31 protein-coding genes are annotated in these 23,696 nt (G+C 65.4%); 25 read left to right on the top strand and 6 right to left on the bottom strand.

The window, feature by feature from the left end; all coding sequences use genetic code 11:
* Window positions 1-259: 259 nt before the first annotated feature.
* The 16 genes from FHS82_RS04985 (at window position 260) to ybaK (ending at window position 7,876) form a co-directional block, all read left to right on the top strand.
* Window positions 260-694 (top strand): hypothetical protein, encoded by a 435-nt coding sequence (locus tag FHS82_RS04985; RefSeq protein WP_246225085.1) that lies wholly within the window; start codon window positions 260-262, stop codon window positions 692-694.
* Window positions 687-1,085, top strand: coding sequence for a hypothetical protein (locus FHS82_RS04980; protein ID WP_166949437.1), 399 nt, complete (start codon window positions 687-689; stop codon window positions 1,083-1,085). The genes FHS82_RS04985 and FHS82_RS04980 overlap by 8 nt, the downstream gene beginning before the upstream one ends.
* Window positions 1,078-1,734, top strand: a complete 657-nt coding sequence (locus tag FHS82_RS04975) for a hypothetical protein (protein WP_166949436.1) — start codon at window positions 1,078-1,080, stop codon at window positions 1,732-1,734. The genes FHS82_RS04980 and FHS82_RS04975 overlap by 8 nt, the downstream gene beginning before the upstream one ends.
* Window positions 1,718-1,960, top strand: a complete 243-nt coding sequence (locus FHS82_RS04970; RefSeq protein WP_166949435.1) for a hypothetical protein — start codon at window positions 1,718-1,720, stop codon at window positions 1,958-1,960. The genes FHS82_RS04975 and FHS82_RS04970 overlap by 17 nt, the downstream gene beginning before the upstream one ends.
* A 73-nt stretch (window positions 1,961-2,033) precedes the next feature.
* Window positions 2,034-2,303: a hypothetical protein gene (locus FHS82_RS04965; RefSeq protein WP_166949434.1), complete on the top strand. Its 270-nt coding sequence runs from the start codon at window positions 2,034-2,036 to the stop codon at window positions 2,301-2,303.
* A gap of 210 nt (window positions 2,304-2,513) precedes the next feature.
* Window positions 2,514-2,822 (top strand): hypothetical protein, encoded by a 309-nt coding sequence (locus FHS82_RS04960; protein ID WP_166949433.1) that lies wholly within the window; start codon window positions 2,514-2,516, stop codon window positions 2,820-2,822.
* On the top strand, window positions 2,815-3,072 hold the full coding sequence (locus FHS82_RS04955) for a hypothetical protein (protein ID WP_166949432.1): 258 nt from the start codon (window positions 2,815-2,817) through the stop codon (window positions 3,070-3,072). The genes FHS82_RS04960 and FHS82_RS04955 overlap by 8 nt, the downstream gene beginning before the upstream one ends.
* Window positions 3,062-3,646, top strand: coding sequence for a hypothetical protein (locus FHS82_RS04950; RefSeq protein ID WP_166949431.1), 585 nt, complete (start codon window positions 3,062-3,064; stop codon window positions 3,644-3,646). Before FHS82_RS04955 ends, FHS82_RS04950 begins: the two co-directional genes overlap by 11 nt.
* On the top strand, window positions 3,639-3,899 hold the full coding sequence (locus tag FHS82_RS04945; RefSeq protein ID WP_166949430.1) for a hypothetical protein: 261 nt from the start codon (window positions 3,639-3,641) through the stop codon (window positions 3,897-3,899). The genes FHS82_RS04950 and FHS82_RS04945 overlap by 8 nt, the downstream gene beginning before the upstream one ends.
* Complete coding sequence (locus FHS82_RS04940) at window positions 3,892-4,248, top strand: hypothetical protein (protein ID WP_166949428.1); 357 nt, start codon at window positions 3,892-3,894, stop codon at window positions 4,246-4,248. The genes FHS82_RS04945 and FHS82_RS04940 overlap by 8 nt, the downstream gene beginning before the upstream one ends.
* Complete coding sequence (locus FHS82_RS04935; protein WP_166949426.1) at window positions 4,238-4,546, top strand: hypothetical protein; 309 nt, start codon at window positions 4,238-4,240, stop codon at window positions 4,544-4,546. The genes FHS82_RS04940 and FHS82_RS04935 overlap by 11 nt, the downstream gene beginning before the upstream one ends.
* On the top strand, window positions 4,539-4,772 hold the full coding sequence (locus FHS82_RS04930) for a hypothetical protein (RefSeq protein ID WP_166949424.1): 234 nt from the start codon (window positions 4,539-4,541) through the stop codon (window positions 4,770-4,772). The genes FHS82_RS04935 and FHS82_RS04930 overlap by 8 nt, the downstream gene beginning before the upstream one ends.
* The gene (locus FHS82_RS04925) at window positions 4,769-5,161 is read left to right on the top strand and encodes a hypothetical protein (RefSeq protein WP_166949422.1); all 393 of its coding nucleotides are present in this window, start codon (window positions 4,769-4,771) and stop codon (window positions 5,159-5,161) included. The genes FHS82_RS04930 and FHS82_RS04925 overlap by 4 nt, the downstream gene beginning before the upstream one ends.
* Complete coding sequence (locus FHS82_RS04920; protein WP_166949420.1) at window positions 5,158-5,460, top strand: hypothetical protein; 303 nt, start codon at window positions 5,158-5,160, stop codon at window positions 5,458-5,460. The genes FHS82_RS04925 and FHS82_RS04920 overlap by 4 nt, the downstream gene beginning before the upstream one ends.
* A gap of 461 nt (window positions 5,461-5,921) precedes the next feature.
* Window positions 5,922-7,055, top strand: coding sequence for a tyrosine-type recombinase/integrase (locus tag FHS82_RS04915; RefSeq protein ID WP_166949418.1), 1,134 nt, complete (start codon window positions 5,922-5,924; stop codon window positions 7,053-7,055).
* A 347-nt stretch (window positions 7,056-7,402) separates the two neighbouring features.
* Complete coding sequence (gene ybaK / locus FHS82_RS04910; RefSeq protein ID WP_166949416.1) at window positions 7,403-7,876, top strand: Cys-tRNA(Pro) deacylase; 474 nt, start codon at window positions 7,403-7,405, stop codon at window positions 7,874-7,876.
* A 39-nt stretch (window positions 7,877-7,915) separates the two neighbouring features.
* Here the strand turns inward: ybaK and FHS82_RS04905 are convergent, their stop codons facing one another.
* Window positions 7,916-8,662 (bottom strand): M48 family metallopeptidase, encoded by a 747-nt coding sequence (locus FHS82_RS04905; RefSeq protein ID WP_166949414.1) that lies wholly within the window; start codon window positions 8,660-8,662, stop codon window positions 7,916-7,918.
* 127 nt (window positions 8,663-8,789) lie between these two features.
* Window positions 8,790-10,094, bottom strand: coding sequence for a polyhydroxyalkanoate depolymerase (locus FHS82_RS04900; protein ID WP_166949412.1), 1,305 nt, complete (start codon window positions 10,092-10,094; stop codon window positions 8,790-8,792).
* Window positions 10,095-10,739: 645 nt separating this feature from the next.
* On the opposite strand from FHS82_RS04900, the gene FHS82_RS04895 reads away from it, so the two are divergent.
* The 3 genes from FHS82_RS04895 (at window position 10,740) to FHS82_RS04885 (ending at window position 14,802) form a co-directional block, all read left to right on the top strand.
* Window positions 10,740-12,053, top strand: a complete 1,314-nt coding sequence (locus FHS82_RS04895) for an ActS/PrrB/RegB family redox-sensitive histidine kinase (protein ID WP_166949410.1) — start codon at window positions 10,740-10,742, stop codon at window positions 12,051-12,053.
* Between the two features lie 111 nt (window positions 12,054-12,164).
* A complete protein-coding gene (locus tag FHS82_RS04890) occupies window positions 12,165-12,743 on the top strand; it encodes an ActR/PrrA/RegA family redox response regulator transcription factor (protein ID WP_166949408.1) in 579 nt (192 codons plus the stop codon).
* Window positions 12,744-12,798: 55 nt separating this feature from the next.
* Window positions 12,799-14,802, top strand: a complete 2,004-nt coding sequence (locus FHS82_RS04885; RefSeq protein ID WP_166949406.1) for a nucleoside-diphosphate sugar epimerase/dehydratase — start codon at window positions 12,799-12,801, stop codon at window positions 14,800-14,802.
* Here FHS82_RS04885 and FHS82_RS04880 read toward each other — a convergent pair.
* Genes FHS82_RS04880 through FHS82_RS04870 form a run of 3 tightly spaced genes read right to left on the bottom strand, consistent with a single transcriptional unit; the run spans window position 14,711 to window position 17,705 of the window.
* Window positions 14,711-15,670 carry an NAD-dependent epimerase/dehydratase family protein gene (locus FHS82_RS04880; RefSeq protein WP_166949404.1) on the bottom strand — a complete coding sequence of 320 codons (960 nt, stop codon included), beginning with the start codon at window positions 15,668-15,670 and terminating at the stop codon, window positions 14,711-14,713. The genes FHS82_RS04885 and FHS82_RS04880 overlap by 92 nt on opposite strands.
* 12 nt (window positions 15,671-15,682) lie before the next feature.
* Window positions 15,683-16,675 (bottom strand): MraY family glycosyltransferase, encoded by a 993-nt coding sequence (locus FHS82_RS04875; RefSeq protein WP_166949402.1) that lies wholly within the window; start codon window positions 16,673-16,675, stop codon window positions 15,683-15,685.
* Window position 16,676: 1 nt separating this feature from the next.
* Window positions 16,677-17,705: an NAD-dependent epimerase/dehydratase family protein gene (locus tag FHS82_RS04870; protein WP_343042511.1), complete on the bottom strand. Its 1,029-nt coding sequence runs from the start codon at window positions 17,703-17,705 to the stop codon at window positions 16,677-16,679.
* A gap of 208 nt (window positions 17,706-17,913) precedes the next feature.
* Here FHS82_RS04870 and FHS82_RS04865 point away from each other — a divergent pair, with 208 nt between their 5' ends.
* The 3 genes from FHS82_RS04865 to FHS82_RS04855 all read left to right on the top strand — a co-directional run bounded on the left by FHS82_RS04865 (window position 17,914) and on the right by FHS82_RS04855 (window position 19,065).
* Entirely contained in the window at window positions 17,914-18,126 is a 213-nt protein-coding gene (locus FHS82_RS04865) for a CsbD family protein (RefSeq protein ID WP_166949400.1), read from the top strand.
* Window positions 18,127-18,244: 118 nt separating this feature from the next.
* Window positions 18,245-18,580 (top strand): ElaB/YgaM/YqjD family protein, encoded by a 336-nt coding sequence (locus FHS82_RS04860; protein WP_166949398.1) that lies wholly within the window; start codon window positions 18,245-18,247, stop codon window positions 18,578-18,580.
* Window positions 18,577-19,065, top strand: a complete 489-nt coding sequence (locus FHS82_RS04855) for a phage holin family protein (RefSeq protein WP_166949396.1) — start codon at window positions 18,577-18,579, stop codon at window positions 19,063-19,065. Before FHS82_RS04860 ends, FHS82_RS04855 begins: the two co-directional genes overlap by 4 nt.
* Window positions 19,066-19,134: 69 nt before the next feature.
* Here FHS82_RS04855 and FHS82_RS04850 read toward each other — a convergent pair whose 3' ends face one another.
* On the bottom strand, window positions 19,135-19,953 hold the full coding sequence (locus FHS82_RS04850) for a response regulator (RefSeq protein ID WP_166949394.1): 819 nt from the start codon (window positions 19,951-19,953) through the stop codon (window positions 19,135-19,137).
* 355 nt (window positions 19,954-20,308) lie between these two features.
* Between FHS82_RS04850 and FHS82_RS04845 the strand changes: the two genes are divergently transcribed.
* The 3 genes from FHS82_RS04845 to FHS82_RS04835 all read left to right on the top strand — a co-directional run bounded on the left by FHS82_RS04845 (window position 20,309) and on the right by FHS82_RS04835 (window position 23,679).
* Complete coding sequence (locus FHS82_RS04845) at window positions 20,309-20,596, top strand: NepR family anti-sigma factor (RefSeq protein WP_166949392.1); 288 nt, start codon at window positions 20,309-20,311, stop codon at window positions 20,594-20,596.
* A gap of 206 nt (window positions 20,597-20,802) precedes the next feature.
* Window positions 20,803-22,665 (top strand): histidine kinase dimerization/phosphoacceptor domain -containing protein, encoded by a 1,863-nt coding sequence (locus FHS82_RS21410; RefSeq protein WP_166949390.1) that lies wholly within the window; start codon window positions 20,803-20,805, stop codon window positions 22,663-22,665.
* Window positions 22,666-23,028: 363 nt separating this feature from the next.
* Entirely contained in the window at window positions 23,029-23,679 is a 651-nt protein-coding gene (locus tag FHS82_RS04835; RefSeq protein WP_208394094.1) for a sigma-70 family RNA polymerase sigma factor, read from the top strand.
* The last annotated feature ends 17 nt before the right edge of the window (window positions 23,680-23,696 follow it).

Below are 23,696 nucleotides of genomic sequence, written 5' to 3'. Positions count from 1 at the left end.
TACGTCATCGGCAGTTTTGAGGCCCGCCCGGATGAGAGGGCAACGGAGTACATCCGCTCCGATCTCGTCCCGAGCTGGAACAGGGATATGAGCGCGGCACCGGCTGGTGAAGCTGCAATCCTCGCGACGACCGGCGGCCATGTCGGGGGGGCAACAGCACCAAATCCAGCCGAACCTGACGACGCATGGGAATGGTGCGATACCGGAGCCCCCGTCCGACACACCCCCATCGCGTGGATGCCACTCCCGGAACACCCTGATGAGGATGCTAATGGCTAAGATAACGATCAAAGTACCCTTCGAATATGACGTGAAGTATATGCGCGCCGAATGCGGCGTCAGATATTGGGAGGACGCGACCGTCAACGGCGTCACCGACGAAGATGGAAAGCTTATTCCGTTCCGCCACGAAGACTCGTGGATCATCGTCATTGAAATCGAGACCGGGACAATTGTTGACTGGCCGAAGGGTGTAGTCGCAGACATTCATTACAAGGTTTGCGACGATGGAAAGTATACACTTCTCGATGCGAACATGGAGAAGATAATCAGCATCGACGGCTACGTCCCCGACATCATGTGCCCCGGAGGCAATGGATACGGCGATTACGTCATCATGACCATTGATGGCGACGGCAGGATTGCGGACTGGCGCGTTGATCTCACGGATTTCGAGAGGGACCGCGATGTCTGACCTTGCCGCGCTACGCTCACTGCTTGCCCGCGTAGAGGCTGCGGAGGGGCCGGATAGGGAACTGGACAGAGATATTGCGATCTCGTTCGGCCGGCCGTGGGACTATGCCGCCGATTGGGGCGGGTGGGGATATGGTGCTGATGGAATGCGCATCGAGAAACCCGTGGCGCAACCCTACACCGCCTCCATTGACGCCGTCGTGGCGCTGATCGATCGGGCGTTGCCCGAGCGGAGCTGGAGCATATCGCTTCATCGGACCGGGAGCACCACGCTTGTGGCCACCGGGACGTGGGAAACTGCTCGAATGGCAAGGACGGAAGTCCGCACCCAGCTCACGGAAACCACCCCGCCCCTGAAGGCACTGATAGCGAAGGAGGAAGGCCGTGGGTAAGAAGCCACACGATTTATCATCTGAAGATGCTTCCATCGCTGCCGCTAAATCCCGGACCAAGTATTATGGCATACAGTGGAAAAATACCTTCTCTGACATGGGAGAGTACCCGCGCTGGGATGATTTCAATGAGCCTCAACAACAGCAAGAGGTAATTGGCTCGCTGGTCAGCATATACAGTTATCTACACTACAGGTCGGACAAGGATGACAAGTTAGAGGCAGAACGGTTGGAGGTTCTGCGCTGTCTTACAAAAGTGCAGAGGAAAACTCTCGCTGCGGCAATGGGCGTCAACGAGAGTGACCTGTCGCCACGCGCGCGTCGGCGGGCATATGGGGTGGATGCCAACGATCACGAGACACTGTTGCCATTGTTCGCGCTGGAGACGGGACAGAGTTGCGGACTCCTTTTAGAGGGGTTTCGCAGAGCCGAAATCCGGCGGCTCGAATACAAGGCATATCGCATCAGATCGGGGTCATTTGATGACGCGGCCAAAATCTCAGATGAGGGTTGGTCCCGCAGAAATGCGGAAATATTCGGCGCCGCGGAGGCGCTGTCCCGGCTGACCGAAGAGGCGCGCCTTGCTCACCTTGCGAGCGAAAATGGCGCGCAGACAGCGAAGGAGGAAGCTCATGCCGAAGGTGAATGACGGTGGCCCCGCTTTCCCGGTGGAAATGTATGACGCAGAAGTGGACATGGACACTGTATTCCCCGGCCTGTCGCTCCGCGATTACTTCGCCGCGAAGGTTTTGCAGGGGCTTGTCACAGCTGATGCGCCATCAGGGTTCGTCACCTTTGAGGCGCTCTTAGAGCACTACGCCGTAACATCATACCAGTATGCCGACGCCATGCTCAAGGAAAGGGCGAAGGGATGAACTAGCCTGTTGCATTTTTCTTAAGTGTCTGGGTGCTCGCCATAACAGCTGTGTCAATCTTCGGGAGCAAGCCATGATTACACGAGAAGAGCTGACCGATAAGGTCGCGTTGGCTCTGGCGCAGCGCGTAGACGGACGAGGTAGAGTGCCGGGATACCGCATCGATGCATTCCGCCAAGATGCTGTCGATGTCATCCGCATCGCCTTGGAAGCGGCAATTGAGATAGCCCGCGAACAACGGCGGCCGTATTCAGAGCGCGACCCTGACGAGGCGCATAATTACGCCATAGGCGATGTAACAGACGCTATCCGCTCCCTCATTCCGGAGAACGAAGATGGGTGACGTGAAGACTTACCATCTATCGCCTGCGCAGATTCGCGTTCTCAGAAACTTGGCGCAAGACCGAGCCGCCAGTGACGGCATCTCCGGCCGATCCGCATATGGCGGATTATCCGGCACCATCGTGTCGCTCAGCATACGTGGACTAATCGGTCGGGAAGGAAAGATCACTGACGCAGGGCGCGCCGCCCTTAAAGCAGCAGGAGTAGAGCTATGACAGACACGCGAGAAAGATTAGCGAGAGTGATAGAGAACGCAACTCTCTGGGCCAACTCCGGGGGGGTAGCTCAGTCCGTCCTAGCCGCCCTGCATCTCACCCCCTCTGCTGCATCAGCCCTGATGGATGGTACGGCGGTTGTGGTGCCGGTGAAGCTGTCTCCTGAAATGCTTGAGGCGGCGGACGAGGCCAACAGCGACGATTGGACGGCGGAGACCGATCCCATGTTCATCTCCGAAACGACCCGGCGCATTTACAGCGCTGCCGTCGCCGCCTCTCCATACAGGAGGAAAGACAATGCCTAAATTCCGCAAAAAGCCAGTTGTTATCGAGGCCGTCCAGCTCCGTCCGGGCGAGGAACCCTATGAACTGTCGCAAGCAGTCGTAAACGGCGTTGTCCGGTACACCGAGGATGGATCGGTGTTGATCAAGACGCTTGAGGGCGTCATGTCCGCCTCGCCGGGCGACTGGATCATTCGAGGCGTGAACGGCGAACTTTATCCTTGCAAGCCCGACATCTTCGAAAAGACATATGAGGCCGTCCATGACCACTGAAGACCGCAAGGCGTTTGAAGAGTGGCAGGCTAGCGAGCCGTCACTTATCCGCACGCCGTCCTACGATGCGACTGCCGAACTCGCCTGGCAAGCCGCCACGGCCTACGCCACCGCCCGCGAGCGGGAAAGGTGCGCAGCTCTGGTAGAAGCCGGTCTCGGCAGGACGAATACCTCAATCGCCCGCTCTATCAGGTTCCCGGGAAGCGTTGTGGCTCACGAAACTACCACAAGCTCGGTTGTGGATCATAAATCGGGAAATATGCAACACAAACCCGAGCCGCCGGGCGAACTAGTGGAGAGGGCGCGAGAATTCTGGGGGCGAGAGCGGAACCCTTGGCCCGGCACATTCCGAGTCCTCGCCGCCTTCGCCGAAGAATATGCGGCGAAGCAGACGCGAGAATGGAGCGCCCGAGCGTTGATTGCCGAGGTGCGCGCCGAAGCTGCCGAAAAGGCACTGGCGAGAATCGACGGCATCATCGCCGATCACGACGAATGGACCCGCGATCAGGCCGATACCATCAGCCTCATTCGCGCCGCCGCCATCCGCGCCCGGAAAGGAGACACCCATGACTGAGGAGCGACCGACGAAGGCGCAACGCCAGCGCCTCATCCCCGCCGACCTGCGCGAGCGCATCGCCGCCATGTCCCACGATGAGGTGCTGGCCGTCCACGATCTGACGCACAAGATCATGGAGGACCGAGCCGCCGCTGGCAAGCGCCAGACGATGGACGACATTGTGGCCGAGCAGAGCCGCAGGATAGGCGAGTGGCTGCCCCACGCTCGCGAGATCGGCGAAGCGATGATGAAAGGTCACACCCATGACTGACAAGCTGGTAGAGCGGTTGCGCAAAATCCCGCTGTACGAGGGTCACGGCGAGCCGTCGAGCCTGCCGGAGGACGCCGCCGACGCCCTTGAGGCACAGCAGGCACGGATAGTGGAGCTGGAGGCTGAGGCCCGCAGATGGGAGGCGGGTGCTGAGGCGGAGGCCAAGGCGAATTGGTCGACTCGCATCGCATCGCAAGGCATGCAAGCCCGCATCCGCGCACTGGAAGAGGCGTTGAGGCCGCTTGCTAACATGGCAGATGCATATGATCACGGTCTACCCATTGCTGTCATCACGCCAGCACAGGCTCGCCGCGCCAAGCAGGTACTGGAGGGAAAGGATGGGCGATAAATACCGATTGATCCCCGTAAAGCCTTCGAGGCGGGCTGTTGATCAGCTTGCGGCGCACTGGAACGTGCCCAAGGCAGACGTGCCGGAGATGTACGATATCCTGCTGATGCAGGCGTCCGTCGAGGCCCCTAGACTTCCGCCGCCTCCGCCTGAGTTCGTGCTGCGGGCGGCTCAGTGGCTGCAGTACGCCCGAGACGTCTCATGGTTCCGCGGCGAGCCCATCTGCGACGAGGAGGCGATGGCCGCATTCGCCGGAGAAGTGTTGGCCGCCAGCGCATTGGAGATCGCAGATGGCTGATAACCATCCCGCACACCCCATTGTTTGGGGCAACACCGTCGAGGCCATCGGCCTCACCAAGCGCGAGTGGCTGATGGCGCAGTTCCCGATGGATATCGACGGCACGGTGAACGCGCTGAGGCGAAACGGCTTTATGGACACCGATATCAGCACGATATTTGCCACGCATGCAAAATACGCCCGTATCTGGGCGGACGCCATCATCAAGGGGGCAGCGAGAGAATGACCGATCCCATCAAACACCTGACGAGCGCTGTCTATTCCGCGCTGTGCGTCGATCTGCAACCAGTGATCGAGACGGTGTATCGGAGCGAGGACGGCAAACGCATTGAGGATGGGTGCCGCGCCCGCCGTCCTTGCGAGACCGAGGTGGACGTAATCATGTTCCCACAAACGTGGAGTTCGACGGCGCTTGGCTTCGGCGGCATCGGCGGGCAGGCCTTCACGGCTGCCTACACCGTCGTTGTCCAAGGCCCATCAGGGGAGGCGCTTGTCTATTTCGGCGGCAACCTAGCGTACCGCATCAAGCGGCCAAACCACATGTTCGGTGACGATGTCAGAAACCGCCACCTCCGGCCGGTCGGTAAGCAGCACCTTTACGAGGACAAATCATGACCGATGAAGCCACCCGCCTCGAAACGACCCTCCGATCCCTATTGAGGGGACAATACTCATCCCTGACGCTGTCCTATAACGACCACAGCGCTGATTACAAATCAGCAGCTCAGGCGGAACCGTATGGCGAGTTTAAAGACACAGATTGGGTGTCAGACGCCGAGCGAGAGAAGGCGATTGCCACCAACAGCGTGTGGCGACTCCAGTGGTACCCCAACACCCCGGTCGGTTTCATCGCGATCCATGCGTCATCTCTATCGGCGCTGATTGAATATGTGGAGAATATGGATGCCGAATGAAGCCATCACCATCATGGCGAAGGCGCTTGCGGAGGATATGGGGCTCGCTTATCCCAAGTACCTCGCCGAGAGACATGCCACCGCCGCCATCGCGGCCCTCCGCGCTGCCGGGTATTGGGTGGAGAGGTGGAGGCCGATTGAGGGAGCGCCGAAGGATGGCAAGTCGGCAACAACGGGGGCAAGCGCGCCATCCTCCATGCCGAGATGGGCGAAGATAGGAACCTATAGGGGGAACGGTGTGTATGATGCGCCCCCGCCTCCCGTACAATCGGAAGGGGGCGGCGGATGATGCATGACGAAGACGCGCCAATCACACTTGACGAGGCGTGCGAAGCGATCTTTCGCGGGGTGATCACACCGGCTACATTGAGGGCCGAGTCGCGGCGCGGGAACCTCGTCATCGAGCGGATCGGTCGGCGGGACTTCGTGACCGCGCGAGCTATACGTGAGATGAGAGAGAAATGTCGCGTCGAGCAAAAGGCCCCCGTCTCTACCTCGACCCAGTCGAACATGTCTGGGTCATCCGCGACGGAGCGCGCAAGCGTCGCACTGGCTGCCGCGAGAATGAGCGCCAACGCGCTGAAGAGTCCCTCGCGGCCTACATCGCGGAAAAATACGAGCCGGTCTGCGACAGTCGTCCCAATCGCATCCTCGTAGCCGACGTTCTCAAGTTTTACTTGGCGACAGTCGCGCCGGCGCACAAATCGGCGGCCACAACTGCATATTCAGTCGACCGCCTGCTCGATTGGTGGGGCGCAAAACCGCTCTCAGAGGTAAAGCGATCAACCTGTGCCGAATATGTCGATCACCGCAAAGCGCAGCCTATTCCTCAGGCTAAGCACGGCGATGCGCTGAAAAAGAGGGTATCCGCCGAGACGGCCCGGCGCGAGTTGACAGTGCTGCGCGCGGCGATAAACGCCTATCATGCGGAAAATGTTCTCGACGCGGTGCCGGTCGTCACGCTTCCAGAGCCATCCCCGCCACGGCACCGGTGGCTGACACGCGCGGAAGTGGCGGGGCTACTGAAGGCAGCCCGGTCGCACCCTGAGCGCCCGGCAAGAACCGCACTGATTCGCTTCATCCTGACATCGCTCTACACAGGGACGCGCTCTGGCGCTGTGCGCTCTCTCCGGTGGATGACGAGCACGGCGGGTGGGTGGGTTGATCTTGAAGCGGGCGTCATGCACCGGCGCGGCACAGAGGACCGTGAGACGAACAAACGCCGCCCGCCTCTCCGCATCCCCGTCCGCCTAATAGGCCATATGAGGCGATGGCATGCGATCGATGCAAAAGGCATTGAGCAGCCGAATGGCAGCCGCTCCACCGTCACGCATATCATTCATCAGGCCGGGGGGCCGCTCGAATCGCAGCGGCGCGCGTGGGAATGGACGCGAGCAAAGGCCGGGCTTGGCCGAGACGTTGTGCCGCACGTCCTACGCCATACCTGTGCAACATGGCTCATGCAGGGCGGGGCCGACTTGTGGGAGGCCGCCGGCTATCTCGGCATGAGCCCTGACATGCTATGGCAGGTCTATGGGCACCATCACCCGGATTTCCAGAGGGGGCTTGCCGAGAAGATTGGCCGAAAGAGATAGGTGCCCGGACAGATACCGGACAGAATAGCGTGAACAGATGAAAAACATAACTGTCCGAAACGCTCATATTCCAATTGAATTATAACGGTTTTTATCGCCACCACTCCCTTGGTAAGGGAGAGGTCGACAGTTCAATCCTGTCCAGCAGCACCAGCGATTTCAGAAAAATCAGTCTATTGGGAATGGACGCGCCGGCCGGGATCTGGTGTGGGCCAGGATGACCACGCGGAATGCTTCCGGAATATATACGTCTATCCGTGCAAACTCCGTGCAGCCTATTGTCGCGACCCTGACAGCGACACGACATCCCGCTTTTTTGCAAACGGCGGCGCTGTTATAAGGACGAAATGTCCAGGACCACTCCCGCCACGCTCGCGCTGACCAGCGCCGGCATACCCTTTACGCTCGTCACCTATGATTATGACGCCGAAGCCGCGCGCATAGGCCTGCAGGCGGCCGAGGAAATCGGCGTGCCGGCTTCCATCGTGCTCAAGACGCTGATGGTTGAGGTCGACGGCAAGCCGGCCTGCGTGGTGGTGCCCTCCGATCAGGAGGTCAATATGAAGAAGGTCGCCGCAGCCTTCAGCGGCAAGTCCGCACATATGATGAAGCCGGCCGACGCCGAGCGGCTGACCGGCTACAAGGTCGGCGGCATCAGCCCCTTCGGCCAGCGCCGGCAGGTTCCGACCGCCGTCGAGGAAATGGCGACGCTCGAAGAGGAAGTCTATCTCAACGGAGGGCAGAGAGGGTTGCAGGTCCGTATCCGGCCGGACGATCTCATCCGCGCGTTGGGGGCCACGGCAGCGGATCTCGTTCGCTGAAATCCGCCGCCGCGGAAACGCCGCGTGAGCGGGCGCCCGCTACCCGTAGCGGTGCAGGCTGCTGCCGTGGCGCTTCAGCCACGCTTCGGCCTGCGGCGTGGCCGGACAAAGGCGATGGGTCAGCTCCCAGAAGCGGTCGGAGTGGTTGAGTTCGCGCAGATGCGCCACCTCATGTGCGGCCAGATAGTCGAGCACCAGGGGCGGTGCGAGAATCAGCCGCCATGAAAAGTTGAGCCGCCCCTGCGCCGAGCACGAGCCCCAGCGGCTTCTGGTGTCGCGCAGGGTAATGCTGCGGGCCGGAACGCCGAGTGCCTGCGTATGCCGCGCCACGGCCGACGACAGGTCGCGCCGCGCCTCGGCCTGCAGGAAGTCCAGCACCCGCCGCGAGACGTGGGGCGCCTCGCCGGTGACCGAAATGATCGGCACGCCCGAGGCATCGACGGTTGCCGACGCCCGCCCCCGGATGCTGCTCCAGTGCACGATGCGATGCGGCACGCCGCGCAGGGGAATCACCGCCTCCGGCTCGAAGGGCACACGCTCCGGCACGCTCTGCATGCGCTGCGCGAGCCAGCCGCCATGGGCCTCCAGAAAGCGGCGCGCGGCGGAGACATCGCCCCGCGACGGCATGGTCAACACCGCCTCGCCGGTCGCCATGGACACGCGCAGCGTGAAACGCTTCACGCCCGTGCGCGGGAGCAGGCGCACGCGGAAGACGCTCCCCGCGTGCGCGACATCGATATGATCCGGCGCCGAAGGCTGGCGCCTGCGAAACAGGCCAGAGAGCATCAGGAAAGACCACGGAAGGGGCAGCGTCCGCCGGCCGGATGATTCCGCCCGGCCGCCGGGCGCCCTTTCTTATCAGCGCCCCTTCCGCCGTCGCTGTCAACCGATGCCCTGGCCGCTCGTTGGCCGCTCAGGCAACGACCGTCAGCGCCGGGCGGGCACCGACGCGAACGGGCGCCGGACGCTGCTCGCCCTCCCCGTTGCGGATCGCGTCGACCCGGTCGATGAAGGCGGCGATGCGCGGCGCTATCTCGTTGACGAAGCGCTTGCCGTTGAACACGCCGTAGTGCCCGACGCCCATCTGCAGGTAGTGGTCGCGCAGTTCTTCCGGAATGCGGGGGCAAAGCCGGTGAGCGGCCAGCGTCTGCCCGACGCCGGAGATATCGTCGCGCTCGCCCTCCACCGTCATCAGCGCGGTGCGGCGGATGGCGGAAAGGTCGACCCGCTCGCCGCGATGCAGGAGGCCGCCCTTCGGCAGCGACTGCTCGACGAACACCTGTTCCACCGTCTGCAGGTAGAATTCGGCCGTCAGATCCATCACGGCGAGATACTCGTCATAGAAGGCGCGATGCTTCTCGGCCGAATCGCCGTCTCCCTTCACGAGATGCTGGAACATGTCGTGATGGGCGATGAGATGCCGGTCGAGGTTCATCGCCATGAAGCCGGAAAGCTGCAGGAAACCGGGATAAACCTCACGCATGAAGCCGGAGCGCGTGAACGGCACCTTGGTGATGCAGTTGCGCCGGAACCATGCGATACCACGCTCCTGCGCCAGGCGGTTGACCTCCGTCGGGCTCTCGCGCGTGTCGATCGGCCCGCCCATCAGCGTCATCGAGCGCGGCGACGCGGGATCGTCCATCGCCTCCATGCGCGCCACGGCCGCGATCACCGGCACCGCCGGCTGGCAGACGGCCATCACGTGCGCGTCCGGCCCGAGGAAGCGCAGCATGGCGATGACGTAATCGATGTAGTCGTCCAGATCGAAGCGCCCGGCCGACAGCGGCACGGCGGAGGCGTCGACCCAGTCGGTGATATAGACGTCATGCGTCGCGAGGAACCGCTCCACCGTGCCGCGCAGCAGCGTGGCGTAGTGGCCGGACATCGGCGCGACGATGAGGAGCTTGGGCTGCCTGCGCCGCAGCCCCGGCCGCTCGAAGCGGATCAGCCGGCAGAACGGCGCTTCCCATACGGCACGCTCGCGGATCGTGATGCGGCGGCCGTCGACCTCGATGGCGCCGAAACCGAACTCCGGCTTGGCATACTGTCGCGTGCTGCGCTCGAAGAGTTCGCATGCGGCCGAGATGGTGCGCCCGTAAGCCGTGTAGCTCAACGGGTTAACGGGAATGCTGAACGCATACCGGGTGGCGTTCGACACCGTGCGGGCGGGCCGCGCAAAGGCAAAGGCCGCCTCATACCAGTAGTAGGCGAGATTCATGTTCTCGGCCTCCCCATTATGGCGCCGCGCGCTCTGACGCGCACAGGCGCACAAATCCTCCCAGGGGCATCGCGACATGCGGGGCCCCACCGGTCTGTGCCGTCACCGGGATTGCTCCCCGGCCGGAACGCCACGCCGGGTTGTCCGGTTCTTGGCTTCCGTGGTTCCTGATCCGGGGCCGGTTCGGCGGCCGGGGCATGCGCGGAACGCTTGCCTTCACCGCTTTACGATCCTCGTGAACGTTAGCCGGATGGTAACTGTTCCATCTAAAACTTTCAAATTCGGTTAACGCGAATCAGAGAGCATTTCTGCCCCGCAACAAGTTTCTCGCGCAACTATTAACAGATTCTTGACGATCTTCCCGCATCCGCGAGCCTCCGCTTGCTGCAGAGGCGTCCGGAAACGGGCTCCGGCGGAGAGAGACCGCGCGAATCAGTCACCTCTGCGCGCAAGTGATTCGGCATTCCGCCGAGCGATGTTCTCCGGACATGACTTCCCGCGCGCATCCGCCGCCCCGTCCGTTTACCGCAAGCCGCATTTTTCCGGAAAACGGTACCCGTTTCCCGGTCCGATGCTCTATAGCCTTGCAGCGAACCGGCCGGGCGAGCGACCGCGCCGGGCAGTCACGATCGCGGGAGGCGGGGCATGGCGAAGGCGGAAGGCATCGACATGGAGCACGATGCCCATCGGCTCAAGGTCGACACGCTCGTGCGCCTGCGTTGGCTCGCGGTCATCGGCCAGAGCGCGGCCGTCGCCGGCGTGCAGTTCGGGCTGGATTATGCGCTGCCGTTCGGCGCGTGTTTTGGAGTGATCGCCTGTTCCGCGCTGCTCAACATCATCCTGCGCATCCGCTATCCGGCGAGCGCGCGACTCGATCCTTGGCTCGCCTCGCTCATTCTGGGATACGACGTCCTGCAGCTCTCGGTGCTGCTGTTCCTCACCGGCGGACTGCAGAACCCCTTTTCCCTTCTGGTGCTGGCGCCGGTGATGATTTCGGCGACGGTGCTGCCGCCATGGCGCACGCTGCTGCTGGGGGCCTTCGCGCTGGCGCTGACGACGGGCCTCGCCTTCTTCCACCTGCCGCTGCCGTGGGTATCGGGCGAGACGCTGTCGCTGCCGCTGCCTTATATTATCGGCATCTGGTTCGCGATCCAGCTCGGCCTTGGTTTCACGGGCGTCTACACGTGGCGGGTGGCGGACGAAGCGCGCCAGCTCGCGCATGCCCTTTCCGCGACGGAACTGGTGCTGGAGCGCGAGCAGCATCTCTGGCAGCTCGACGGCCTCGCCGCCGCCGCCGCGCATGAGCTCGGCACACCGCTCGCCACCATCGCGCTCGTGGTGCGGGAACTCGACCGCGCCGCCGGCCCGGACCATCCGATGGCGGAAGACCTTGCCCTGCTGCGGGAGCAGGTCGGCCGTTGCCGGGAAATCCTCGCCACGCTCACCTCGCTCGGCACCAACGACGCAGGCCCCCTCGGCCATCTGACGCTCTCGCACCTGATCGAGGAGGTGGCAGGCCCACAGCGCGGCTTCGAGGTGCCGATCACGATCACCTGCAAGGGAGAAGGGCGGGAGCCCGTGACCGCGCGCAACCCCGGCCTGCTGTACGGACTGGGCAACATCGTCGACAACGCCGTCGACTTCGCCCGCAGGCAGGTGACGATCGAGGCGCACTGGACGGCGGATACGGTGACGCTCGCCGTTCGCGACGACGGGCCGGGCTTCACACCCGACATCCTGCTGCGGCTCGGCGAGCCCTACGTCACGTCACGCGGCGCGGAGCGGCGTGGAATCGTGCGCCGCAGCCACGACGACAACGCGGACGGCCACGGACTCGGTGTGTTCATCGCCAAGACATTGATCGAACGTTCGGGCGCCGAAGTCACCTGGACCAACGCCCCGGGCGAAGGCGCGCTCGTGCAGGTGGTATGGCCGCGGCAGGTGTTCGAGGCGGAATGACAGGTTTAACGGGCAGGATTTCGCCCCGATTTTTCATGCCGCGCCGCCTGTCCGGAATTGCAGGGCGGTGAAAATGGTGCATAAGTACCGACAAACGAAAGGAGGAACGCCATGGCGGATGCAAACGGTCCTGAAACGGGCGCGGCCGATCCGGGCTGCCCCGACGGCGACCGCAGCCTCATCATCATCGATGACGACCACGCCTTCCTGACCCGTCTTGCCCGCGCCATGGAGCAGCGGGGATACGAGGTGCGCACGGCCGATACCGTCGCGGGCGGCATCGCGCTGATCGAGGAGCGCCCGCCGGCCTATGCCGTCATCGACATGCGCCTGAGCGATGGCAACGGGCTCGACGCCATCACCCGCCTCAACGAGGTGCGGCCGGACGCGCGCGGTATCATCCTGACGGGATACGGCAATATCGCCACCGCCGTCACCGCCGTGAAGCTCGGCGCATTCGATTATCTGGCCAAGCCCGCCGACGCCGACGAAATCCACGCCGCGCTCGTGTCGCGGCCCGGCGACCGCGCGCCGGTGCCGGAGAATCCGATGTCGGCGGACCGCGTCCGCTGGGAGCACATCCAGCGCATCTACGAGGCATGCAGCCGCAATGTGTCGGAGACGGCGCGGCGCCTGAACATGCACCGACGCACCCTGCAACGCATCCTGGCCAAGCGCGCGCCGCGCTGACGAAAACAGGGCGGACATTGACAATGGGCGCCGCGCGGCAGATACCCGGCCGGCCATGACCACGACGCACACCCGTTCATCGACCGGCCTGAAAAAGCTGCTCATCATCGCCCACGATCTCTTCATGACGGGGCTGGCGGTGGCGCTCGCCTTCGTCATGCGGTTCGACGGGCCGCAGCTCGCCACCCGTCTCGATGCGCTGCCGATGATCCTGCCGGGCTTCGTGGCCTACGCGGGCGTGGTGTACTGGATTTTCGCGCTCTACAAATCACGCTGGCGCTTCGCCTCCCTGCCCGACCTCGCCAACATCCTGCGCGCGGTCACGGTATTGGCGCTGACGCTGCTGGTGGTCGACTACGTGCTGGCGTCGAGCACGTTCTACGGCTTCTTCTTCTTCGGCAAGATCACCATCGTCCTCTACTGGATGCTGCAGCTCTTCCTGCTCGGGGGGCCGCGCCTTGCGTACCGCTATCTGAAATACGCGCAGTCGCGCCACACGCTGGAGCGGGAGGGCGCCGTGCCGGCCCTCATCCTGGGCCGGGGATCGGACGCGGAAGTGTTGCTACGGGCCGTCGAATCGGGCGCGCTGCGCAAGATCCAGCCCAAGGGCATCCTGACGCCGCGCGCCAGCGATCTCGGCCAGTCCATCCGCGGCGTGCCGGTCGTCGGCGAATTCGCCGATCTGGAACAGGCGGTGGTCGACTTCGCCGAGCGCGGCTACAACATCCGCCGGCTGGTGCTGGCGCCGAGCGCCCTCGGGCAGGAGGCGGAGCGTGAGCATTTGCTGGCACGCGCGCGCAAGCTCGGCCTGCCACTGTCGCGCCTGCAGGGGCTCGATGTCGGCAAGGGAGAGCTGACGGGCGGCATCGCCTCGCTCGCACCCGTCGAGATCGAGGACCTGCTGCTGCGCCCCACCGTGGAGATCGACCACGAGCGGCTCGCCCGCTTCATCCAGGGCAAGCGCGTGGCGGTGACGGGCGGCGGCGGCTCCATCGGCAGCGAAATCTGCATGCGGGCGGCTGCCTTCGGCGCCTCCGACATTCTGGTGATCGAGAACTCGGAACCCGCCCTGCACCAGATCACGGAGGAGCTGCGCGCCCTCGACAACGGGCCCGCCGTCCACGGCGCCATTGCCGACGTGCGCGACCGGGCGCGCCTGCACCAGGTGCTGGCCGAATATCGCCCCCACTTCGTGTTCCACGCCGCCGCGCTGAAGCATGTGCCCTATCTGGAGCAGGACTGGGCGGAGGGCATCCGCACCAACGTGTTCGGCTCCGTCAACACAGCCGATGCGGCGCTGGCGGCGGGTGCGCACGCCTTCGTGATGATCTCCACCGACAAGGCCATCGAGCCCGTCTCCATGCTTGGCGCCACCAAGCGATTCGCGGAGATGTACGCACAGGCGCTCGACAGTGCCGGCGCCAGCGCTCCGGAGGCCCCGCGCCTCATCGCGGTGCGCTTCGGCAACGTGCTCGGCTCCAACGGTTCCGTCGTGCCGAAGTTCAAGGCGCAGATCGCGCGCGGCGGCCCGGTGACGGTGACGCACCGGGACATGGTGCGCTACTTCATGACGGTGCGGGAGGCGTGCAACCTCGTGCTGACCGCCGCCTCCCACGCCGACGGCGACATGCGCGCGGCCGAGACCGGCGCCGAGCGCCCGTCCGTCTACGTGCTGAAGATGGGCCAGCCCGTGCGCATCTACGACATGGCCGAGCGCATGATCAGGCTCGCCGGTTTCGAACCCGGCGCCGATATCGAGATCGCCGTCACCGGCATCCGCCCCGGCGAACGCCTGCACGAAATCCTCTTCGCGCACGACGAAGCGATTACGGAGACGGGCATCGACGGTGTGATGGCGGCGCGGGCCGTGTTCGCCAGCCGGCTGCAGCTCAATGCGTGGCTGGCGCAGCTCGACGACGCCGTCACCCGCTATGACCGGGCGGCCGCCGAGGCGGTGCTCGACGCGGCTATTCCCGATTTTGCTCGCCGTCCGTCCGCCGGCGCGCCAGCAGCGCCCCCAGCCGGCGAAGCCCCTCACGGGACGAGACAGACGGCGTAAAGCCGGACTGTGCCAGCCGCAGGCCTTCCACGACGAGCGGGCTGTCGAGGCGCTCCAGCAACGCGGCCCGCCCCAGCGGCGACAGGCCGGCGCGCAGCAGTGGCACGGGCACGCTGAGCAAGCCGGGCCGGCGCCCTTGCCCCGCCCGCAGCGCGGCGATGATCTCGCCCACATTGACCGGCACGCGGTCCGCGACGATGAACGGCCCGGCGGGCGGCTTGCCGGCTGCATCGCGGGTGGTCAGCAGGTGGGCCACGGCCTCCGCCACCGTCTCCACCGCCACCAGCGAACGGCGGGCGCGCAGCGCGCCGAAGGGCAGCGGGATGGGTAGCCGCGCGAGGCCGATCAGCGCGCCCATGTTGCCGCGCACGCCCGGCCCGTAGACGAGCACCGGCCGCAGGGAGACGGCGAACAGATCGTCGATTTCCGCAAGCCCACGCTCGGCGGCGAGCTTCGAGCGGCCATAATCGTCCGTCGGATACGGGTCGTCCGTCTCGCGCTGGACGGCGGGACTGGACGGCCCCGTCTGGGCGCGGATCGAGGACAGGAATACGAACCGTTCCACGCGCCCCCGCGCCGCATGCGCGAGATGCAGCGTCGCCGCATGGTTCACGCGGTGGTATCGCTCCGGCGGAACATCGGGACCAGCATGCGCGATGCCCGCCGCGTGGATGACAGCATCAACGCCCGCGAGCGCCGGCCGCCAGTCGGGGGAGCCGCCGATGTCGCCGACCACCGCCCGCTCGACTCCCGGCGCGACGGGTATCTCCTCCCGCAGCGCGGCGCGCACCGTATGGCCGCCGCGCTGCAGCGAGGCAACCAGATGGCGGCCGATGAAACCGGTCGCGCCCGTCAGCAGAATGCGCATGGCCCGCCCCCGTTATCGCCTGACCGAGAACCGGTATAGCACGAAGCCGACGAGCGCCACACCGGCCATCACCGGCACCGCCTTCCAGACGATCGCCTCCGTGGCCAGCGTCAGGGCCGCGAGCAGCGCGAGCACGACGTTCAGCGCCGCCACCCGTCCCACCACAGCGGGCACCGGCCAGCCGTTGTCCGTGGCACGCTGGTAGAAATGGCTGCGATGCGCCTGCCACACCTTCTCGCCTCTCGACAGGCGGCGCAGCAGGGTGATCGTCGCATCGCCGAGATAATAGAGCGGCAGCAGCAGCGCCGCCGCGAAGCCGCCCTCCCCGGCAAGCCTGTAGAGCAGGAAACCGACGATGAGGCCGATCGGCAGCGATCCGACATCGCCGAGAAAAAGCCGTGCCACCGGCCGGTTGAACGGCGCGAAGCCGAGCAGGCCGCCGAGCAGAGCCGCCGCGACGAGGCCGCTGGCGGGATCGAGCGCGCCGAACGCGGCGAAGAGCACAAGCGCGGCGGTGACCGGCACCATTTCGGCGACCGTCATCCAGTCGAGCCCGTCCATGAAGTTGACGAGGTTGACGAACCAGATCGCCGCGAGTGCCACGAGCGCCCATTCCACGGCGGCGGGCAGCACGGGAAACAGCGCCCCCACGCCGGCACCCGCGAGCGCCAGCGCAACCGCCAGCGCCTGAAACACCAGCCGCAGCGAAGCGGACAGCGGGCGGATGTCGTCGACGGCCCCGACAATTGCGAGCCCGACGGCCGCGAGCGCCAGCAGCGCGAAGCCCGGCAGGTCCGCCGTCCGGTCCGAGAGCAGCAGGCCCGTGCCCGCGCAGAGCAGCGCCGACACCACCACGGCGATGCCGCCGCCCTGCGGCGTCGGCACCTTGTGGCTGGAGCGGGCGTTGGGCCGCGCCAGTGCATAGCGCTGCAACAGCGGGCGGAGCGCGAGAATCAGCGCCCACGACAGGGCGAGCGCCGACAGCAGAACGGCGGCGGTGTCCACGTCAGGCCCCGTGATAGCCGCGATACCACTCCACGAAGCGGCGAATGCCGTCCTCAAGGGAGGTCGCGGGGGAGAAGCCGGTATCGCGGGCGAGATCCGCGATGTCGGCCGCCGTCTCCAGCATGTCGCCCGGCGGCAGCGGCATGTCGGAGCGCGTCGCCTTGCGCCCGACCGCCGCCTCGATGACCGCGATCAGCCGGTTGAGTTCCTCCGGCCGGTTGTTGCCGATGTTGTAGACGCGATGCGGCGCGGACGATGTCGCGGGATCGGGCGTGAGGCCGTTCCACAGCGGGTCGGGCGCGGCCGGGCGCGCGAGCACGCGCAGCACGCCCTCCGCCACGTCGTCGACGTAGGTGAAGTCTCGCCAGACCTGCCCGCCGTTGGCGACGCATATCTCCCGCCCGCGCGCGATGGCGTCCGTGAAGATGTAGACGGCCATGTCCGGCCGCCCCCATGGCCCGTAGACGGTGAAGAAGCGCAGCCCCGTCGCCCGCAGGCCGTAGAGATGCGCATAGGAATGCGCCATCAGCTCGTCCGCCTTCTTCGTCGCCGCATAGAGGCTGACGGGATGGTCGACGTTGTCGCGCTCGCTGAAGGGCACCTTGCGGTTCGCGCCGTAGACGGAACTCGACGAGGCGTAGACGAGATGCTCCACGCCGCCATGGCGGCAACCTTCCAGCACGTTGAGGAACGCGACCACGTTGGCGAAGATGTAGGGGTGCGGGTCGACCAGCGACTGGCGCACGCCGGGCTGGGCGGCGAGGTGCACAACCCGCCGGGGCGCGACCTCCCTGAAAGCCGCCGCGGTCGCTGCTGCGTCGGCAAGATCGAACCGCCGGAAATGGAAGCCGGGATATCCGGCGAGTTGCGCGAGCCGGGCCTCCTTCAGGGCGGGATCGTAATAGGGCGACAGATTGTCGACCCCCACCACGCTCTCTCCCCGCTCCAGCAGGCGGCGAGCCACATGGAAGCCCACGAACCCGGCGGCGCCAGTCACCAGAACGGGCGCAGCGATGGAAGCGGAAGTCACGGTCGGCGATATTTCGTTTGGCAAGTGGTGTTCCGCTCAGGTCACGGTTCGACGATCGGGAGCGGACAATAAAGCAATTTTTCGGGAATGGGAGAGAGAAAGCGCGCTTTCCCGGCACGGATACACGGCTTTCGGCAGCTTCCAGCATGCGGAACCATTCGCGTTTGCCTGCGTTCCTTCAATACTTCACCAACAGGGAGACACGATCATGGGAACCGTTCAGAACACGTGGGAGCAGATTCAGGGCAACTGGAAGCAGTTCACCGGCCAGGTGAAGCAGCAATGGGGCAAACTCACCGATGACGACCTAACCATCATCGATGGCAAGCGCGAGGAACTCGCCGGCCGCCTGCAGGAGCGCTACGGCTATGCGAAGGAGCAGGCGGAGCGCGAAATCGATACGTGGACGTCGCGCCTCTGACGTTTGCCTTCTGTCATATTAATGACCGGCGCCGGCCCTCACTATAATGGCCGGCGCCGGCCCTCACTATAATGGCCGGCGCTGGATCGTTCCAGCCCCCACGTGAAAGGATCGCATCATGGCAGACAAGACCGAGAACGCCTTCAACGCTGAAATCGAAACGCTGCGCACCGATATCCGCGGCCTCGCCGATTCCGTCGCGGAACTCGTCCGCCGCGAGACGGAGAATGCGCGCGTCGGCGTCAAGGACGCGGCAGACAGCCTTGCGCAGACTGTTTCCGCGACCACGGAATCCGTGAGCCAGGCAGGCCATCGCCTCGCCGCCGACGCGCAGGACAGCGTGCGCACCGCGACGACCAAGGTCGAGGCTTGCATCGAGAAGAACCCGCTGCAATCGGTGCTCGTGGCGGCGGGCGTGGGCTTCGTGCTCGGTCTGCTGAGCCGGCGGGGATGATCGGCCTCATTCGGGCGCTGCTCGGCGCGCAGGTGCTCGCCGCGCAGACCGCGCGCCTGCGCGAGGACGCGCGCCGCGCCGTCTCGCGCATCGTCGGGCTCGCCGTTGCCGGAATTCTCGCCGTCGTTGCCGTAGGCTTCCTGACGGCGGCGGGACATCAGACGCTGACGCGGGTGCTCGGGCCGGTCAGTGCATCGTTGATTGTCGCTGGCGTCTATCTCGCGCTGGCGCTCATCGCGTGGCTCGCAACGTCTCTCTCCGCGCGTCGGCCCATGCCGCCGGCACCCGCGCCCGCGGCCGATCTCGCCGCCGCGACGCAAAGCGCGTTTCAGGGACTCGGCGAGACAGTGCGCGGCCTGAAGCCGGAGGAACTGGCGCAGAAAGGCGGGCAGACGCTCGCGCGGACTGTCGGCCCCCTGCCGCTCGCGGGCCTTGCGGTACTCTCCGGCTTTCTCATCGCCCGCCGCGTCACACGCGGCAAGTAGCCGCCGGACCGGCATTGCGGACGCCGGACGATTTCCGCCGGCCGGGCAAGCCCGGCCGGTTCTGCTGCTTCAGCCCGCCGCCGCGCGGGAAGCGGGGCCTTGTGCCTGCTGGCCGAAGAACAGCGCCTGGCTGATGACCGCCCGCACCGCGTCGACGCTGAACGGCTTCGTGATCAGGAACGCGGGCTCGGGCCGCTCGCCTGTGAGCAGACGCTCGGGATAGGCGGTGATGAAGATGACGGGGACCTCGATCCGCGTCAGGATCTCGTTCACTGCATCGAGCCCGGAGCTTCCGTCGGCAAGCTGGATATCCGCCAGCACGAGGCCGGGACGGTGCACGGCGACGGAGGCCACCGCCTCCGCATGCGTGCGGGCGATACCCGTCACGCGGTGGCCCAACCCCTCGACGAGGGCTTCGATATCCATGGCGATGATCGGTTCATCCTCGATGATCAGGACATCGGAGGCGATCTGGGCGGAAATCTCACGGCTCGCTTCCTGCACGAGACGGTCCACCTCCTCCGGCGAGGCGCCGAGCGCCTGACCGATCTCCTCCCGCGACAGCCCTTCGAGAACATCGAGCAGGAAAGCGGCCCGCGCGCGCAGGCCCAGCACCGACAGGGCCTGCCCCGCATGCCGCTCGATCGCGCCGACGGGCGCATCCGCCCCTTCGGCCCGGTTGGTTGGCACACGCTGCCAGATGTCGAGCAGCACGCGAAACAGCGCCACGCGCGGCGCGATGTCGCGGCGCAACAGATCCGGATCGGCGACAATGGCCTCAAGCGCCGCGACCGCATGCGCGTCACCGCTCGTCTGGCTTCCCGTCAGCGCCCGCGAAAGGCGTCTCAGATAAGGCAGATGCGGCGCAACCAGTTGGGAAAGAGACATCGAGAAACCCCTTACAAACGACGACAGGCCAGAATTCGTGTTCAGTGGAATAGACCAGCTCGGGCGAAATCTTCCGGAAATTGTCGCGCGGGCCGATCGCCGGGACGCACCGCCGGACCTCACGGCCGGCCGCACGCGCCGGACGATTCGCCTTGCCTGGCAAGACGATCCGCCATGTTAACCCTGTTTGCAGCGAAAAGTTCCATGGCCCCGGAACCTTCTGCAGGCTTCGACGTTCTTCAAGCGATTGTAAACCGTCATTGACATGTATGGACAGGACGTCGAAGTGGTTACGAGTGATAGCAGCGTCGCGGATGTGTATTTGCATCCGGCGGCGGAAGGGCTGGAGGCCGCGATGAATGATACAGATCGTTCTGGAAACGGACAGCGGTCGCAAGCCGGCGCGACGAACGTGCGTGATTCCGGGACGGAGCGCGCGGCCGCGAGCGCCGGCAAGACAGAAGAAGGGCACGAACCCGTTGCGCCGCCCGCGGACGGATCGACGCCGCCGCTGACGCCCGACATCCAGAACCGCATCGGCGCGCAGTTGAAGATGCTCTACAGCGACCTGATCACACAGGAGACGCCCGACCGTTTCCTCAAGCTCCTCGACGACCTCGACCGGCAGACCCGGAAAGGCTGACGCCTCCCCCTGCCCGCCCCGCTAGGCAGGTGGAGCGACTGAACCGTTCCGGCAACAGTCGATCCGCTCCATCTCTTTAGAGCGTGTTCCGATCAGATGAAATCATCTGATCGATCAGAATTCGCTCAAAATAAGGAATTTAGAATCTGTCCTGTTTCAACGTAAACAGGACAGATTCTAATGCAGCGCAGGAAGGTCATGACGCAGTGACGGCGAACGAGCGACAGCGATCCGCGCGCCAGGCCGTGCCGCCCGCCCGCGACCGGGAGAGGAGCGGCGGCGCCCGCCCGCACATCGGCAGCCGGGGGCTGCGCAGCCAGATCGTCATCGTTCTATCGCTAGTCCTGCTTCCCGCCGCCATCATCTCCGGCCTATGGACATGGTCGCAATACAGGCACCTGCGCACCATCAAGCTCGCCGGTGCGACGCGGGCAGCCGAACGTGTGGCGGCAGACATCAACGAGTTCCTGCGCAACAACAGCGTCGTCGCCGCGACGCAGTTCGCCCGCACCGACCCGGCCGTCAGCCGGCGGGACCGGTGCGAGGTGCGTCTTTCGGACGTGCTGCGCGAACGGCGTGAATACAGCTTCGCCGCCGTTCTGGTCGACGATGCGGTGATCTGCGTCGTCGACACGGGCGCGCACTTCGTCTCGGACGACGACGCCCGGGCCGAAGTAAAAGCCATGTACGGTCGCCTGCTGGCCCGGCCGGCCGGGGAGAACGGGTCCACCTTCCTGCCTCTGCCCGACGAGCGTCTCCTGATACTCGGCGCGAGGGTGCGGTCGGCGGCGGACGAGGCGCCGCCGCCACCGGCCGAGGAGCGGCGCGTCTTCGTCATCACCGGGCTGCGGACCAACGTCCTGTCCTATACGATCGGCGCCATGCGGCTCGGCATCGACCGCGGCAGCGCGATCCTGTCGGCGGACGGCGATGTCATCGCCCGTTCGAGCACGCCTGCCATCGGCGACAACTGGTTCCCCGACGGCCCCTCCACGCTGGCGGACGCCATAGGCCGGCTGCCCCCGGGCGAGAACTTCGCCGCGCAGTCGCAATCGGGGGAGCAGTTCCGCTATTTCCTGGCCTCCACCGTCAACCCGGACCTGCTCGTCCTGACAGGCTATCCCGAGACGCTGCTGTTCGCATCCGAGCGCTCCGTGCTTTGGAGTTCGCTGGCGCCGCTGCTGCTCATGCTGGCGGTGGCGACGGTCGGCACCCTGTGGGTGACGGAGCGGCTCGTCGTGCGCTGGATCACCTATCTGCAAAGGGTGACGCGCGTCTACGGCAGCGGCCGTCTCTCGGTGCGCGCGGTGCGGATCGGCAACGCCCCGCGGGAGCTTGCGGAACTGGGCACGGCCTTCAACGAAATGGCGGCCAACGTCGCGAGCTACGCCCGCCAGCTGGAACACGCCGCGGTGGAGAAGGACACGCTGCTGCGGGAACTCCACCATCGCGTCAAAAACAATTTCCAGGTCATCGTCAGCCTGCTCAGCCTGCACAAGAGGGCCGCCGATGCACAGGCGCGGCCAACCGCCCCCGCCGAGGGCGACGGACTGCGCTTCATCGAGGATCATGTGCAGGCCATGTCGGTGGCGTACCGGGTCGGCTACAGTTCCGGCGACATGGGCGAAACGCCGCTGGCGGAACTGATGCACGATGTCATCGACTGCCTGCGGCGCACGGCGGACATGGCGGAAGCCGACATCGTCGAGATACCACCCGCCGCCGGCCATGTCGTCGACCTCGACCGGGCGATCGGCATCGCGCTTTATCTCGCCGCCCTGCTGCCGGCCTATCTCGACGCCGTGAAGCGCGCGGCGCCCGATGCCGATGGCCGGACGCCGAAGGCCACCGTCAGCGCGGAGGTGGCGACGGCAGGGCCGGCATCCGGCCCGTTACGGCTCGCCATCGGCACCGTTCCCGGCATCGCCATCGCCGTGTCACCGCTGCAGGAGCGGCTGGCGCGCGCTTACATCCGCCAGCTCGGGGCGACCTCCGTCGACAATGGCGAGCCCTCGCGGCGGACCATCGTCATCCCGCTCGACCGCCTCGACGCCAATCCCGGCCGATGACAGCGCCATCGTCCGGCCAGGAACCAGAAAAGGCCGCCTCCCCATGATCTGCGCCTGTTTCGGCACTCCCCGGACCGTCATCTGCAACGATATCCGGAACTTTTCGCCGGGACATGCGTTTTCCGGTGGACAGCAACGGCCAAGCACAAGGCACGGCATGGAGGAACGCGGCCGGGAGGCGCTCGCAACCCGCTCCCGCCGCACGGAGGCGGCGGATGTTCCGCGGCATGTTTCCAGGTTGAATGCCTGTCAGCCGGACGGCTTCCTTCGACGGCCGTCCCGCTCGCCCGCAAGCGAATGGAGCACGCGACAATTCCGATGACGAAACAACCGGGAACGGAAACTTGTTCGGGGAAAACCCGCATGACGCAGGAAAACGCGCAAGATCACGCGAACGCCGGCAGCCATACGGCCCAGCCGCAGGCAAATGGCGCCGGAAACGCGGAAGCGGGCGAAGCTAATGCGCGCGTCCGGCAGGATCTGATCGACGCCATTCCGAAGCTGCGTGCCTTCGCCATCTCCCTGTGCGGCAAACCGGAGCGCGCAGACGACCTCGTGCAGGAAACGCTGATCCGGGCGTGGGCGAAACTGTCCTCCTTCACGGAGGGCACGAACATGGTGGCGTGGCTCTACACCATCCTGCGCAATGTCTTCTACTCCGAGTACCGGAAGCGCCGGCGCGAGGTCGAGGACGTCGACGGGCGCATCGCCTCCATGCAGGCGACACCTCCGCCGCAGATCGGCCATATGAACCTGCGGGATTTCCGCGAGGCGCTGATGAAACTGCCCAACGACCAGCGCGAGGCGCTGGTGCTGGTGGGCGGCGCGGGGCTTTCCTACGAAGAAGCGGCGGAAGTGTGCGGCTGCGCGCTGGGCACGATCAAGAGCCGCGTCAACCGGGCGCGCGGCCGCCTCGCGCAACTGCTGACCATCGATTCGGCGAACGAGATCGGCCCCGATCCCGCGTGGCAGGGCGTGCTGGACCACGCCACGGGCCCCGGCGGCGGGCGATGACGCCCGCCAAAGAAAGC

It is taken from the genome of Pseudochelatococcus lubricantis (assembly GCF_011762225.1).
In the GTDB taxonomy this organism is placed as follows: Bacteria; Pseudomonadota; Alphaproteobacteria; order Rhizobiales; family Beijerinckiaceae; genus Pseudochelatococcus; species Pseudochelatococcus lubricantis.
The sequence above is the reverse complement of the archived record's forward strand: the minus strand, read 5'-3'. Positions and strand labels throughout refer to the sequence as shown.

What these genes read in the sequence shown, in the direction of transcription:
- FHS82_RS04945 (WP_166949430.1), top strand. Translation starts at nt 3,639, where the DNA reads ATGACTGAGGAGCGACCGACGAAGGCGCAACGCCAGCGCCTCATCCCC.
- FHS82_RS04985 (WP_246225085.1), top strand. Translation starts at nt 260, where the DNA reads ATGAGGATGCTAATGGCTAAGATAACGATCAAAGTACCCTTCGAATAT.
- FHS82_RS04940 (WP_166949428.1), top strand. Translation starts at nt 3,892, where the DNA reads ATGACTGACAAGCTGGTAGAGCGGTTGCGCAAAATCCCGCTGTACGAG.
- FHS82_RS04950 (WP_166949431.1), top strand. Translation starts at nt 3,062, where the DNA reads ATGACCACTGAAGACCGCAAGGCGTTTGAAGAGTGGCAGGCTAGCGAG.
- FHS82_RS04920 (WP_166949420.1), top strand. Translation starts at nt 5,158, where the DNA reads ATGACCGATGAAGCCACCCGCCTCGAAACGACCCTCCGATCCCTATTG.
- FHS82_RS04925 (WP_166949422.1), top strand. Translation starts at nt 4,769, where the DNA reads ATGACCGATCCCATCAAACACCTGACGAGCGCTGTCTATTCCGCGCTG.
- FHS82_RS04845 (WP_166949392.1), top strand. Translation starts at nt 20,309, where the DNA reads ATGAATGATACAGATCGTTCTGGAAACGGACAGCGGTCGCAAGCCGGC.
- FHS82_RS04965 (WP_166949434.1), top strand. Translation starts at nt 2,034, where the DNA reads ATGATTACACGAGAAGAGCTGACCGATAAGGTCGCGTTGGCTCTGGCG.
- FHS82_RS04915 (WP_166949418.1), top strand. Translation starts at nt 5,922, where the DNA reads ATGTCGCGTCGAGCAAAAGGCCCCCGTCTCTACCTCGACCCAGTCGAA.
- FHS82_RS04880 (WP_166949404.1), bottom strand. Translation starts at nt 15,670, where the DNA reads ATGCGCATTCTGCTGACGGGCGCGACCGGTTTCATCGGCCGCCATCTG.
- FHS82_RS04865 (WP_166949400.1), top strand. Translation starts at nt 17,914, where the DNA reads ATGGGAACCGTTCAGAACACGTGGGAGCAGATTCAGGGCAACTGGAAG.
- FHS82_RS04970 (WP_166949435.1), top strand. Translation starts at nt 1,718, where the DNA reads ATGCCGAAGGTGAATGACGGTGGCCCCGCTTTCCCGGTGGAAATGTAT.
- FHS82_RS04855 (WP_166949396.1), top strand. Translation starts at nt 18,577, where the DNA reads ATGATCGGCCTCATTCGGGCGCTGCTCGGCGCGCAGGTGCTCGCCGCG.
- FHS82_RS04930 (WP_166949424.1), top strand. Translation starts at nt 4,539, where the DNA reads ATGGCTGATAACCATCCCGCACACCCCATTGTTTGGGGCAACACCGTC.
- FHS82_RS04955 (WP_166949432.1), top strand. Translation starts at nt 2,815, where the DNA reads ATGCCTAAATTCCGCAAAAAGCCAGTTGTTATCGAGGCCGTCCAGCTC.
- FHS82_RS04835 (WP_208394094.1), top strand. Translation starts at nt 23,029, where the DNA reads ATGACGCAGGAAAACGCGCAAGATCACGCGAACGCCGGCAGCCATACG.
- FHS82_RS04900 (WP_166949412.1), bottom strand. Translation starts at nt 10,094, where the DNA reads ATGAATCTCGCCTACTACTGGTATGAGGCGGCCTTTGCCTTTGCGCGG.
- FHS82_RS04895 (WP_166949410.1), top strand. Translation starts at nt 10,740, where the DNA reads ATGGCGAAGGCGGAAGGCATCGACATGGAGCACGATGCCCATCGGCTC.
- FHS82_RS04850 (WP_166949394.1), bottom strand. Translation starts at nt 19,953, where the DNA reads ATGTCTCTTTCCCAACTGGTTGCGCCGCATCTGCCTTATCTGAGACGC.
- ybaK (WP_166949416.1), top strand. Translation starts at nt 7,403, where the DNA reads ATGTCCAGGACCACTCCCGCCACGCTCGCGCTGACCAGCGCCGGCATA.
- FHS82_RS04960 (WP_166949433.1), top strand. Translation starts at nt 2,514, where the DNA reads ATGACAGACACGCGAGAAAGATTAGCGAGAGTGATAGAGAACGCAACT.
- FHS82_RS04905 (WP_166949414.1), bottom strand. Translation starts at nt 8,662, where the DNA reads ATGCTCTCTGGCCTGTTTCGCAGGCGCCAGCCTTCGGCGCCGGATCAT.
- FHS82_RS04860 (WP_166949398.1), top strand. Translation starts at nt 18,245, where the DNA reads ATGGCAGACAAGACCGAGAACGCCTTCAACGCTGAAATCGAAACGCTG.
- FHS82_RS04935 (WP_166949426.1), top strand. Translation starts at nt 4,238, where the DNA reads ATGGGCGATAAATACCGATTGATCCCCGTAAAGCCTTCGAGGCGGGCT.
- FHS82_RS04885 (WP_166949406.1), top strand. Translation starts at nt 12,799, where the DNA reads ATGACCACGACGCACACCCGTTCATCGACCGGCCTGAAAAAGCTGCTC.
- FHS82_RS04890 (WP_166949408.1), top strand. Translation starts at nt 12,165, where the DNA reads ATGGCGGATGCAAACGGTCCTGAAACGGGCGCGGCCGATCCGGGCTGC.
- FHS82_RS04980 (WP_166949437.1), top strand. Translation starts at nt 687, where the DNA reads ATGTCTGACCTTGCCGCGCTACGCTCACTGCTTGCCCGCGTAGAGGCT.